Here is a 12,904-nt window from a genome sequence, read left to right as displayed (position 1 = left end):
GCAGGGGCTCAGAGCGCCCAGTAGGCGGCGGGCTTGTCCATGTCGAGGCCGACGCCGTCGATCTGGATGCGGCCGCCGGTGAGCGCGGCCTTCGGCACGTCGAAGACGATCTTCCCGCTGGTCTTCTGGCCCGCGGACAGGTCGACCGCGTCCAGCTCGGGCTTGAAACCGATGGTCAGCGCCAGCTCGGACACCGTGCCGTCCTTGGCCACGAACTTGAAGTTGAACGGATTGGCGTGATACGTCCCCTGCTTGCAGACGACCGTCACGTCGAGCGCCAGGAACACGCCCTTCTCCGGCTTGCTGCCGAACGAGCCCGGCTCCTTGGTGTGCTGCTTGGCGTTGCTGACGGCGACCTCGACGACCGTCTTGTCACCCAGCAGCTCGCTGGTGAGGGTGATGGTCTGGCCGAGCTTGCCGACCGCGGTGGTCGGCTCCGGCGCCGCCTCGACACCGGGGCCCTCGCCGCCACCCACCGAGGAACTGGTGTCCCCGGCTCCGGCCCCGCAGGCCAGAGAGAACGCGGTGAGGGCGACCAAGCCGAACAGGCTGAGCTTGCGCATGGCGATTCCTTGGGAAAGAGAAGGTTCACACGGCGCTGCTGCGCCGTGCTGTGAACACCATACACAGTTTGAGCAAGTACACAACTGGAACACGTGTACGCATGGGCCGTGTACACGGGCCGATGGGTCGTGTACGGTGTCGTCGTATCTGGAGGTGCGTATGGCAGACGAGGTGACCGCGGCCGACATCGCGCGGCTTGCAGGGGTGGGCAGAGCTGCGGTGTCGAACTGGCGGCGGCGCCACCCCGACTTTCCGCAGCCGGTCGGTGGGCCGCCCAACAGCCCGATGTTCGCGCTCGCCGAGGTCGAGGCGTGGCTGCGAGCCAATGGGAGGCTCGACGACGCGCTCGCGCCGATCCTCGCCGCTCCCGCGCGTCCCGTCCACCGGGCGGCCGACGACGAGGTGGCCGCCGCGATGGCGGCGTTGATGCCGCCCGTCAAGAGGGGCATCCTGCTCGACCCGGCCTGCGGCACCGGCTCGGCGCTCGTCGCTGCGGCGAGGCGGTTCGGCGGCGCGATCAGGTATGCGGGCCAGGACGTGTCACCGGCGCGCGTGCAGATGACGGGCCAGCGGCTCGAAGAGAGCAGCCGAGTCGCGTCCGAGCTGTCCGAAGGCGAACCGTTCGAGCATGACCGGCTGGCCGGGCACTGGGGACAGGCCGACGCCGTCATCTGCATGCCACCGTCGAAGGCCGCCTGGCAGGCGGAGGACGGCGCCTTCGACCACCGCTGGGAGTTCGGTCCGCCGCACCAGCAGGACGTCTCCCTGGCGTGGCTGCAGCTCTGCTTCGCCTACGTCAAGCCGTCGGGCTCCGCGACACTGCTGATGCCGTATGCCGCGGGCGTACGCGCGTCCGGTCGCAAGATCCGGGCAGAGCTGCTGCGGGCCGGAGCGCTCCAGCAGGTGGTGGCACTGCCGGAAGGGTTCGGCGGGCCGGGCGGACCGTGGCTGATCTGGGTGCTGCAGCGGCCCGAAGGGCGTCCCGCGTACACCCTCCGCCTGGTCGACCTGACCGACACCGACCCGGCCGACGTGCCGCGCGACGAACGCGGATGGCAGCGGGTCTTCGCCGACGAGACGCTCACCCGCGACGTGCCGGCGATCGAGCTGCTCGACGAGGAGGTGCTCCTCGTCCCCGCCCGCCACATCGAGCTGCCGATCCGCGACGTGAGCGACGACTACGAGCAGCTGCGCTCCTCGCTCGGCACCGCGAGCCGACGCCTGGTCCGTGAGCTGCCGTCGTTCGCGGCCCGTCCCGAGCCCGTGACGCTGCCGACGACCACGATCGCCGATCTGGCCCGCACGGGTGCTCTGGAGTTCGCCGACAAGCAGGACCTCCAGCCGGGTGACATCGTCATCCCCGGCGGTGCCGGCCGGTTCGACGCCGTCGTCGTCGCCGACGCTGACTCGCCGCGAGAACGCCCGGCCGGTGAGGTCATCCGGTGCGATCCGCAGCAGCTCGACCCGTACTTCGTGGCCTGCTTCCTGCGCTCGGAGAGCAACCGCCGCCAGGCCACCGGCACCCAGGGCGGCACGTTCCGGCTCGACGTGAGGCGCGCCCGGGTGCCCCGGCTGCCCCTGGTCGAGCAGCGCCGCTTCGGCGACGCCTTCCGGCGGATCACCGCCTTCGCCGAACAGGCGGACGCCGTCACCTCACTGGCCGACGATGCGGTGCGAACGGCCGTATATGGGCTCACCTCGGGTGTCTTCGCCCCCGATACCGACGCGTAGTCCCTTATTCTCTCCCTTTCCCGCTTAGCTGAGACGAGACGAGCACTCATCGTGACCACGCATCAGGAACTGGCCGGATTCATCTGGTCCGTCGCGGACCTGCTCCGCGGCGACTACAAGCAGTCTGAGTACGGCAAGGTCATCCTGCCGCTGACGGTGCTGCGCCGGCTGGAGTGCGTCATGGAGCCGACCCGTCAGGCGGTGTGGGACCGGGACGCGTCGACGAACCTGGCGAACAAGGACCAGATCCTGAAGATCGCGGCCAAGCTGCCCTTCTACAACACGTCGAAGCAGACCTTCGCCACCATCGGCGCGGACGCGGCCAGCGCCGACAAGAACCTGCGGGACTTCATCAACGGGTTCTCGCCCAACGCCCGAGAGATCCTCGACAAGTACGATTTCGACGCGCAGATCACCCGGCTCAAGAACGCCAAGCTGCTCTACCTCGTCGTGCAGAAATTCGCCGACATCAAACTTCACCTGGACAAGGTCGACAACCACCAGATGGGGTACGTGTTCGAGGAGCTGATCCGGAAGTTCTCCGAAATCTCGAACGAGACCGCCGGTGAGCACTTCACCCCGCGCGAGGTCATCAAACTGATGGTGAACCTGCTACTGGCACCGGACGCGGCGGCGCTCACCGAGCCCGGCCAGGTCATCAACATCCTCGACCCGGCCTGCGGGACGGGCGGCATGCTGTCCGCGGCCGAGGACCACATCGCATCGCTCAACCCGGACGCGACCGTCACGCTGTTCGGCCAGGAGATCAACGGCGAGTCGTACGCCATCTGTCGGTCGGACATGATGCTCAAGGGCCAGGACCCGGCCAACATCGTGCTCGGCAACTCGTTCAGCGAGGACGGCCACCAGGGCCGGACCTTCGACTACATGCTCGCCAACCCGCCGTTCGGCGTCGAGTGGAAGAAGGTCAAGGACGAGGTCGAGGAGGAGGCCAAACTCGGACACGCGGGCCGCTTCGGGGCCGGTCTGCCCCGGATCAACGACGGCTCGTTCCTGTTCCTGCAGCACATGCTGTCGAAGATGCGGCCGGTGGAGAAGGGCGGCTCGCGGCTCGCGATCGTCTTCAACGGCTCGCCGCTGTTCACGGGAGCCGCCGAGTCCGGCGAGTCGAACATCCGGCGCTGGATCCTGGAGAACGACCTGCTCGAAGGCATCGTCGCGCTGCCGGACCAGCTCTTCTACAACACGGGGATCTCTACCTACTTCTGGATCCTGTCCAACCGCAAGGCATCCGAGCTGCGGAACAAAGTGGTGCTGCTCGACGCCCGCGACCAGTGGGCCAAGATGCGCAAGAGCCTCGGCGACAAGCGCAAACTCATCACCGACGGGCAGATCACTGACATCACCCGCCTGTACGGCGAGGCCCTCACCGTCGCGTCCGACCCGGACCATCCTGGACACGCCAAGGTCAAGGTGTTCGCGACCACGGACTTCGGTTACAAGCGCATCACCGTGGAGCGCCCTCTCAAGCTGCGTTTCGAGATCACAGAGGAGACGCTGGCCGCGCTTGCCGAGGCCAAGCCGCTCGCGAAGTACGACTACCGCGACATGTTGATCACCGCGTTGAAGCCGCTGATCGGCACGGTGTGGTGGACAAAGAAGGAAGCCAAGGCCGCGCTGCTGGAGACGGCAGCCGGGTCTGGTGTGCCGTGGCCCGCAGCCGCTGCCGAGAAGGGAATGTGGGTCTCGGTCGCGGTCAGCGATCCGGATGGCGAGGTGCAACTGGAGAAGGGCGAAGTCATCCCCGACCCTGACCTGCGCGACTACGAGAACGTGCCGCTGAGCGAGGACATCGAGGAGTACTTCGACCGCGAGGTGCTGCCACACGTTCCGGACGCCTGGATCGACCACAGCAAGACCAAGCTCGGGTATGAGATCCCGTTCACCAGGCACTTCTATGTATACACACCGCCCCGCCCGCTTGCCGAGATCGACGCCGAGTTGCGTGGGCTGGAGACCCAGATCCAAACGCTGCTGAGCGAGGTCACGCGGTGACCCTTCAACTTGCACCTTGGCTAGCCTCGTCCCGTTGGCCGACCGTGCCGATTCGATTCGTTGCGAGGCTCGGCACTGGGCACACGCCAAGTCGGCAGCGCCCCGAGTATTGGCAGGACTGTGACGTGCCATGGATGACGCTTGCGGACGTTGGGCAGCTCCGTGATGGCACGACCGACGTCGTGCACACGACAGCAGAAAAGATCAGCGACCTGGGGCTGGCGAACTCCTCGGCTGTCAAGCATCCTGCGGGAACGGTCATGCTGTCGCGCACGGCGTCTGTAGGGTTTTCGGCAATCATGGGCGTAGACATGGCCACGAGTCAGGATTTCGCCACCTGGACCTGTAGTGAAAAACTTGTGCCGCGGTATCTGCTTCACGCGCTACGGGCAATGGCACCGGAGTTTCGACGGATTGCCGCCGGCTCAACCCACAAGACGATTTATATGCCGGACATCGAGCAGTTGCGAATTCCATTGCCGCCCCTAGACGAGCAACGGCGCATCGCCGACTACCTCGATTCGGAGACGAATCGCCTGGACCAACTAAGCATTTTACGCCACAAGCAGCTAACGGCCTTGTCCGAGAATCTATTGCGCGTTGTCTCTTCGATATCCGAGAACGCCCAGGACGCACCCATGGTGCGTCTCGGATACATCGCAAGGCTGCAGTCTGGCATCACAGTCGATTCCAGTCGAGATTTGTCAGGCGATGTTGTGACTCGTCCGTATCTGCGAGTCGCCAACGTCCAGGATGGATCTGTGGCGCTCGACTCAGTCACTGAGGTGACAGTGCCCAGGCGGATGGCGGCAGCCAGCACGCTTCGTCCTGGCGATGTTCTTATGACGGAAGGAGGAGACCTCGACAAGCTGGGACGGGGTACCGTCTGGCGTGGCGAATTGCCGGACTGCCTTCACCAGAATCACGTCTTTGCGGTCCGCCCGGATCCCAGAAAGCTTGACGCAGACTATCTCGCTTTGGCGACTAGATCGATGCATGCGCGTATTTATTTCGAGAGCACAGGAGTTAAGACGACAAACTTGGCCTCTACGAGCAGTAGCAAGATCCGCGACTTTAGAGTTCCATTAATTGGCCTTGTGGAGCAGCGAGCGACTGTTAGGCGGATCAACGCAAACATCGAGGCAATCGAGACTATTCGACGGTCGATCAACAGTCAAATATCGTTGATCGGCGAACGAAGGCAGGCACTGATCACCGCAGCCGTGACCGGGCAAATCGATGTATCGACAGGGCGTGGTTCGCTCTCCGGTAACCGCGGATCTGCACGGGTAGGCCACTAGGCAAGAAGGCAGAAGTTCGTGGCCTGGCAAGGTATCGAATGAGGCGTCCGATTTCGTGGATGTGTAGGCATTGCGGAGTCTGATGTGTCCGCTTCTTGTGGCCGGAATATTCGCGTCATGTGACCCGCTCAATCTCCCTGCTGAATGAGCATTTTTACTGAATGAGCATTGCTAGGCAATCATGACCACCTCGGCGGCGAAAACCGATATCTCGGGTCGAAGAAAGGGCACGTTGTGACTACTGATGCGGTGCGCCAGGTCACTGTCATGGCCGAGGCGCTCAAACGCGATTTCGCTGACCTCATCGACATCACCGACTTCACGCATCCGGATCCCGGCGAGAGGCGCCGCAAGTTCCTGACGCGAGCGCTGGGCGCGCTTGTCGTGCGCGACTACATCGGTTGTGACGCCCCGACCGCGGCTGGCTTCGTCGTCGACGGGGGCCAAGACTTCGGGATTGACGCGCTGGCGATCTCCGAGGCGGCACCCAGGTTGTGGTTAATTCAGACCAAATGGAGTGACAAGGGTGAAGCCAAACTTGGCGAACTCGAAGTCATGACAATGGTCGACGGGCTACGAAAGATCGACCAATTCGACTTCGCCCGGTTCAACCCTCGGTTCCAGCAGCACGCGGAGCGTGTGAAGACGGTGCTGAGTGACCGGCGTGCTCGCATCACGCTGGTGCTGGCACTCATGCGGAAAGACGAACTTCACGAGAACGTGACCCAGCGACTGGAGGACGTACGGCGTGAGTTCAACGCGTATGGCGAGCACCTCGACGTGAAGGTCCTCTACGGCCGAGACCTCTGGGAGATGATGCGCCGATCAAGTCAGCCGGAACCGATAAACCTTGCCCTGATCATGGATCGTTGGTTCCAATTGGAGACGCCGATGCGGGCCATCGTCGGGGTCGTCTCCGCAGCGGAAGTCGCCGACTGGCACGTCGCCCACGGCGACCGGCTGTTTGGCAAGAACATTCGTGAGTCGCTCGGGCTCACGCATGTCAACGCAGGTCTCGTTCGGACGCTCACGGAAGACCCCCACGACTTCTGGTACTACAACAACGGCATCACGGTGCTGTGCGATGACCTGGATGTGAAGCTCCGGTCAAAGGGGCTGCCTAGTGGGCCGGTCGACCTGAAGATTACAGGTGCCAGCGTGGTGAACGGGGCCCAGACCGTCGCGGCCGTCGCACGGGCAGTGAGCCAGGAGGAGACCGCAGGCTACGCATTCGTCAATGTCCGAATAATCGAGACGTCGGACACTACCGTCGGTTCACAGATCACCAAGGCCACGAACACGCAAAACCACGTCGAGCGCCGGGACTTCGTCGCCCTCGATCCGATCCAGGCCCAAATCAAGGATGAGTTCGCCGCAGCCCTAGGGCTTACGTATTCGATCCGGCGTAGCGAGCTCGAACCGCCGGCGGAATCCGGGTGCTCCGTTCGGGTAGCCGCGGTGGCGCTCGCCTGCGCCCATCCTAGCGCCGAGCTTGCCGTGCGGGCACGCGTCGCCGAGGACCTGTTGTGGGAGGACGGGCCCAAGGGTGCCTACCGGCTGCTCTTCGGCTCGAAGCCAAGCGCGATCCAGATCTGGCGTTCGGTACAGCTCCTGCGGTCTGTACTCGAATCCCTCCATGCGGGCCAGGCATCCAGGGAGGGCCGAGCCGCGGCGGTAGCCGAGCATGGCAACCTGCTCGTCGCGCACCTGGCGTTCCAGCGGATCGGCCGTGACGGTGTCGACGACCCCGACTTCGACTGGAGCGATGTCCTCGGTCAGGTGCCAGGGCTGGTCGACGTGGCATTGCAATGGCTCATCCATGCGGTGGACGAGATCATCGGCGTGAACAAGCTGATCGGTGCTACGTTCTCGAATCCTGAACGGGTCAGATCACTGGTTCAGTTCGCCTTGCGGAAGCTGGATGAAGGAGTTTCAGCGCCGGAGTTGCCGGATTCATACCGCGTCCTGCCCAAGCAGCGCACGCGCCGAGCCAGCAGTGTTCAGATCCTTGTAGACGCTCGCAAGATTAAGGACGGCACCACACTCAAATTCGGAGCCGACACCGCTCCGGAGCGGGCCGCACTGGCCGATTGGTTGTCGGCTGACCCGCGTCGGGAGACGGCCACGTGGGTGAACGACCGGACGAAGCCGCTGCTCTGGGCAGTGGACGGGAAACGTTACAGCCCCAGCGGGCTGGTCATGCGAATGTGGGCCTTGGCGGAGTGGGCTGAGGCTTCGGTCGCAGTTCAGGGCACCAAACGCTGGGCCGTGCCCGGCGAAGGAACTCTGGTGGAGATGGCAGAAGCGGTGCTGCGTGCGGGCGAGCTGTCTTTGGTCGGGGAGGAGTTGCTGTGACCAGGGTATACAAGGAGAAGCCGTTCGAGGATGCGATAGAGGCTGAGCTCCTGGCCGCCAGCTGGCATTCGAGCAATCCGGGCTCGTACTCAACGGAGCTGGGCCTTGACGGTGACGAACTGTGCACCTTCATCGGTGCCACGCAGCACAACGCGTTCGAGCGGCTGGTCGAGGCGTATGGCGACATCGGCTCGGCACAGATGGCTTTCAAGAAGCGGCTGGCGGGAGAGATCGACAAGCGCGGCGTGCTGGATGTGCTGCGCAACGGGGTCAAGGATCGGGGCGTCACGATCCAGCTCGTGTACTTCCGCCCAGGTCACACCCTCGCCGCTGGTGCGCTGGACGAGTACAACGCCAACCGGCTGACGGTGGTGCGCCAGTTGCGATACTCGGCGAAGACGCCGGAGAAGTCGCTGGACCTGGCGTTGTTCGTCAACGGCATCCCGGTGGCCACCGCCGAGCTGAAGAACCCGCTCACCGGCCAGACGGTCGAGGACGCGAAGGAGCAGTACCGCAAGGACCGTGACGCGAAGGAGCTGATCTTCGCCAAGCGGACCCTGGTGCACTTCGCCGTCGACCCGCACCTGGTGTTCCTGACGACCCGGCTGGCCGGGGAGCAGACCCGGTTCCTGCCGTTCAACATTGGCTCGCACGGTCCGGGCGTCTCCGGCGGGGCCGGCAACCCGCCCGCAAAAGAAGGCGGCTACCAGACCTCATACCTCTGGCGGCAGATCTGGCAGCGGGACGCCTGGCTGGAGCTGCTGCAGCGGTTCGTGCACGTGGAGAACCCGCGCGCCCGCAACGGCAAGGGCGGCTCCGCCGACCCGCACACCAGTCCTCTGATCTTCCCCCGCTTCCACCAGTGGCACGCCGTGCAGACCATGACGTCGCACGCGGCCCGGCACGGCGCGGGCACCAACTACCTGATCGAGCACTCGGCCGGCTCGGGCAAGTCGAACACCATCGCCTGGCTGGCACACCGGCTGTCCACCCTGCACACCCCGGAAGATCCGGCGGCGCTCGATGAGCAGGCGCGGCAGGCAGGTCTCCAGCCGAACACCCCGGTCTTCGACAAGGTCATCGTCATCACCGACCGGGTGGTGCTCGACCGCCAGCTCCAGGACACGATCTACCAGTTCGACCACGTCACCGGCGTGGTCCAGAAGATCGATGAGAACTCGCAGCAGCTCGCGGACGCGCTGGCCGGTTCGGCGGCCCGGATCGTCATCACGACGCTGCAGAAGTTCCCGTACGTGCTGGACAAGGTCTCCGCGCTGGGCGAGAAGCGCTACGCGGTCATCATCGACGAGGCGCACTCGTCGCAGTCGGGCGAGTCGGCCAACGCGCTGAAGAAGGCCCTGGGCCGGCACGGGTTCGACGACATGGACGACGACGGCGACCTGCTGACCGCGTCGGCGATGGCGCGCGGCCGCCACCCGAACCTGTCCTACTTCGCGTTCACCGCGACGCCGAAGTCGAAGACGCTGGAGCTGTTCGGCACCAGGGACCCGGAGACGGGCAACTGGCGGCCGTTCCACGTGTACTCGATGCGCCAGGCGATCGACGAGGGCTTCATCCTCGACGTGCTGCGCAACTACATCACGTACGAGGCCCGCTGGCGGCTCAGCAACGCCGCGGTGGAGGCGTCTGAGCAGGCCGACCCGGACGTCGACCCGCGCAAGGCCAAGGCGAAGCTGGTCCGGGCGGCCGAGCTGCACCCGTCGTCGCAGGACCAGCGGGCGCAGATCATCGTCGATCACTTCCAGAAGGAGGTCGCCCACCTGCTGGGCGGTCGGGCGAAGGCGATGGTGGTCACCCGCTCGCGTGAGCACGCCGTCAAGCTCTACCAGGCGATCCGGCGGTACGTCGAGAAGCTGGAGCTGACTGACTGCACACCGCTGGTCGCGTTCTCGGGCACCCTGAGCATCGACGGCATCGACTACACCGAGCCGAAGCTCAACGGCTTCGCCGAGGCGGCGCTGCCGGACCGGTTCGGGTACACGAAGATCGACGATCCGCAGGCGGTGGCCCGCAACCAGACCGAGTACCGGATCCTGGTCGTGGCGGAGAAGTACCAGACGGGATTCGACCAACCCCTGCTCACCGCGATGTACGTGGACAAGCCGCTGGCCGGCGTCGCGGCCGTGCAGACGCTCTCTCGGCTGAACCGCACCAACCGGTACAAGACGCAGGACGACGTGTTCGTGCTCGACTTCGCCAACGAGGCCGAGCACATCCAGGCCGCCTTCAAGCCCTACTTCGAGACCACGATCACCGAGCCGACCGACCCGAACCTGCTCTACGACAAGGAGCGGGAGGTCATGGACCACCAGCTCCTGGTGGCCTCCGAGATGCAGGCGTTCGTGGACGCGCTGCTGAAGGCCGAGCGGTCGTCTGTCACCGAGGCGCAGCTGCAGAAGGCGCACGCGCAGCTCTACCACTTCACGCAGCCGGCCGTGGACCGGTTCGTCGAGCTGGCCGGTCGCGAGCCGGAGCAGGCCGAGGAGTTCCGATCGGCGCTCTCGGACTATCTGCGCGCGTACAGCTTCCTGGCGCAGATCGCCGGCTACACCGACCCGGAGCTCGAGCGGCTCTATCTCTACGGCAGGCACCTGTCCAACCGGCTGCCGCGCCAGCCCGGCGCGGGCGTCGACATCGGCGACGCGACGCTGAGCCACCTGCGGATCGACCGGACCGGCAAGCACGATCTCAAGCTGGCCCCGGCCGGTGAGCACCTGATCGCGGGCTTCTCTGCCGACGGCGGGGTCGGCAAGGAGGTCGAGGAGGTGCCGCTGAGCGAGGTGATCGCCCAGCTCAACGAGCGCTTCGGGCTGGACCTCAGCACCTCGGACCAGATCCTGCTCGGCCAGCAGATCATCTCGCTGGTGGTGGACGAGAAGATGCAGGCCGTCGCGCTGCAGAACGACCTGGACAAATTCGGCCAGGTCGCCGACAAGCAGCTCGACCACGTCGTCGCGGAGAACCACGACAGCAACACCAACTTCGTCCGGCGCTACTTCGACAATCCGGAGTTCCAGGCCGCGATCAAGGCGGTGGCGCGCAAGCGGGCGTACGACCTGATCCGCAGCCCGGCCCGCGACGAGGCGCTGCGCCGCCTGCGGGCCGCCAGCAGCACGACCAACGAGACGGTCACGCCCTGACGAGCTGACGACGGCCGGGCGCACCGGCCGGACAGGGGAGAGCATGAGCGACGTGGCACCGACTGACGAATGGCTGCTGGCCGGACGTTACCGGGTCGACGCCCCGATCGGTTCCGGCGGCATGGGCGAGGTCTGGCGCGGCTACGACCAGCAGCTCGACCGCCGGATCGCGATCAAGCTCATGCACCGCGCGGCCCCCGTGTCGCTGCCCGCGGGCAGCCCCGAGGCGGCGGCCTGGGTCGAGGCCGCCGCCCTCGACCGGGAGCGGTTCCTGCGCGAGATCCGCACCACCGCGCGCCTGGACCACCAGGGCATCCCGACGGTGTACGACTTCGGTGCCGACCCCGGCACCGGCCGCACCTACCTGGTCATGCAGCTGCTCTACGGCCAGACGCTGTTCGACGCGATCCCGGAGGCGCTCGGCGAGCCGGTCTCCTGGAGCGCGGCCATCGCCGCCCAGATCGCCGCGACCCTCGTCGACGTGCACCGCGTCGACGTGGTGCACCGCGACATCAAGCCCAGCAACGTCATGCTCACCACCAGCGGCGTGGTCAAGCTGCTCGACTTCGGCGTCGCGGTGCTCCAGGGCGCCGCCGCGCTGCCCCGCCTCACCCAGGTCGGCAAGACCGTGGGCAGCCCGCCCTACATGTCACGGGAGCAGGCGCTGGGCAACCTGGTCGGGCCGCCGACCGACGTGTACGCCCTCGGCTGCGTGCTGCACGAGATGCTCACCGGACGGGTGCCGTTCGAGGCGACGCCGTCGCAGTCCTACCAGGACCACCACGTCAACACACCGGCCCGGTCCGTGCGCCTGCTGCGCGAGGACGTCCCGGCCGAGCTGGACAGCCTGCTGCTGGCGATGCTCGCCAAGCACGCCGCGGACCGGCCGGACGCCGAGACCGTCTACGAGACGCTGCTGCGTTTCGTCGCCCCGAAGACGGCCGGTGTGCCCGGCGAGCGCGACCCGCGCCGGCCGTTCGTGCGACCGTTCGCGCCCTCGCCGAAGGCAGCCCGGCCGAAGCAGGCGGCGACCGCCGTGGACAGGCGGCCGCCGCTCGACGTCGACGGTGCGTTGGCCGTGCGAGCGCGTATGCGTGATCTGCTCGAAGACGGCCGCGTGCAGCAGGCGATCGACCTGCTCGAGGACGCGTACGCCCGCGCGGGCCACCAGCCGGAGCTGGCGCTGGAGGTCGGCTTCGACCTGGCGGTGGCGCTGTACGACGCCGACGAGTACGGCCGGGCTGCCGGCGTGCTGGACGAGCTGCTGCCGGGGCTGGCCCGCCGCGACGGCGACGCCGACCCGGACGTGCAGTACCTGCGCCACGCGGCGGCCACCAGCAACGCCGAGATCGGCAACGTGGACACGGCGATCGGCTACTTCACCGACTTCCTCGCCCACGCCGACAGCGGTGATCCGCTGTACCGGGACGCGCTCTACAGCCGGGGCCTTCTGCTGCACGCCTCGGAACGGACAGCCGACGGGCTCGCCGATCTGCTGAGCGTGCGCCCGCTGCTCGCCGCCGAGTTCGGCAGCGAGTCCATCACCGTCCAGAAGCTGGACCAGCGTATCGAGCTGATGAAGGCCCGGAACTGAACTCGGGTGGATCCGCTGTCGACTTGTCGTCGGAGCCGCGTCAGCGGCTCCCAACCCTAGAATCCCCTCCGCCGATCGATGAGAGAGAGCCTGCGTGACATTGTCAGAAGTTGGGCCCACCGGAACCTCAGCGGCCCCGACCGACGAGCCGACGGTCAGCCTGGTCGAGATCAGGCCGGGAG

Annotated in this window: 7 protein-coding genes; 6 read left to right on the top strand and 1 reads right to left on the bottom strand. The window is 66.2% G+C overall.

Annotated features, from left to right (window positions below; translation table 11 throughout):
- Window positions 1-8 precede the first annotated feature (8 nt).
- Window positions 9-563, bottom strand: a complete 555-nt coding sequence (locus tag CS0771_RS34645; protein WP_212844921.1) for a DUF4352 domain-containing protein — start codon at window positions 561-563, stop codon at window positions 9-11.
- 160 nt (window positions 564-723) lie between these two features.
- Between CS0771_RS34645 and CS0771_RS34640 the strand changes: the two genes are divergently transcribed.
- The 6 genes from CS0771_RS34640 to CS0771_RS34615 all read left to right on the top strand — a co-directional run bounded on the left by CS0771_RS34640 (window position 724) and on the right by CS0771_RS34615 (window position 12,722).
- Window positions 724-2,295, top strand: coding sequence for an N-6 DNA methylase (locus tag CS0771_RS34640; RefSeq protein ID WP_212844920.1), 1,572 nt, complete (start codon window positions 724-726; stop codon window positions 2,293-2,295).
- Between the two features lie 51 nt (window positions 2,296-2,346).
- A complete protein-coding gene (locus CS0771_RS34635) occupies window positions 2,347-4,311 on the top strand; it encodes a class I SAM-dependent DNA methyltransferase (protein ID WP_244871210.1) in 1,965 nt (654 codons plus the stop codon).
- Window positions 4,308-5,612 (top strand): restriction endonuclease subunit S, encoded by a 1,305-nt coding sequence (locus CS0771_RS34630; protein WP_212844919.1) that lies wholly within the window; start codon window positions 4,308-4,310, stop codon window positions 5,610-5,612. The genes CS0771_RS34635 and CS0771_RS34630 overlap by 4 nt, the downstream gene beginning before the upstream one ends.
- A 267-nt stretch (window positions 5,613-5,879) precedes the next feature.
- Window positions 5,880-7,967, top strand: coding sequence for an AIPR family protein (locus CS0771_RS34625; RefSeq protein WP_212844918.1), 2,088 nt, complete (start codon window positions 5,880-5,882; stop codon window positions 7,965-7,967).
- Window positions 7,964-11,128 carry a type I restriction endonuclease subunit R gene (locus CS0771_RS34620; RefSeq protein ID WP_212844917.1) on the top strand — a complete coding sequence of 1,055 codons (3,165 nt, stop codon included), beginning with the start codon at window positions 7,964-7,966 and terminating at the stop codon, window positions 11,126-11,128. The genes CS0771_RS34625 and CS0771_RS34620 overlap by 4 nt, the downstream gene beginning before the upstream one ends.
- 52 nt (window positions 11,129-11,180) lie before the next feature.
- Window positions 11,181-12,722 (top strand): serine/threonine-protein kinase, encoded by a 1,542-nt coding sequence (locus CS0771_RS34615; protein ID WP_212844916.1) that lies wholly within the window; start codon window positions 11,181-11,183, stop codon window positions 12,720-12,722.
- The last annotated feature ends 182 nt before the right edge of the window (window positions 12,723-12,904 follow it).

This window comes from Catellatospora sp. IY07-71, from assembly GCF_018326265.1.
Taxonomy (GTDB): domain Bacteria; phylum Actinomycetota; class Actinomycetes; order Mycobacteriales; family Micromonosporaceae; genus Catellatospora.
Note: the sequence above shows the minus strand (reverse complement) of the source record. Positions and strands in the feature narration are given on the sequence as shown.